1 protein-coding gene is annotated in these 251 nt (G+C 64.5%); it reads left to right on the forward strand.

All coding sequences use genetic code 11. The features are described 5' to 3' along the window. Nucleotides 1-251 (forward strand): S41 family peptidase (locus tag IEQ44_RS16270; protein ID WP_264674499.1); only part of this gene is annotated, 251 nt, incomplete at both ends.

The raw sequence follows: 251 nt of genomic DNA on the forward strand, positions 1-251 counted from the left end.
ACAAGGGCCCGCTGGCACTGCTGGTCAACCGCCTGTCGGCCTCGGCATCGGAGATCTTCGCCGGGGCCATGCAGGACTACCACCGCGCGCTGATCATCGGTGGCCAGACCTTCGGCAAAGGCACCGTGCAGACCATCCAGCCGCTCAACCATGGCGAGCTGAAGCTGACCCTGGCCAAGTTCTACCGGGTTTCCGGGCAGAGTACCCAGCATCAGGGGGTGCTGCCGGACATCGACTACCCCTCGATCATC

The sequence above is a fragment of the Nocardioides malaquae genome, assembly GCF_015070385.1.
Lineage (GTDB): Bacteria > Actinomycetota > Actinomycetes > Propionibacteriales > Nocardioidaceae > Nocardioides > Nocardioides malaquae.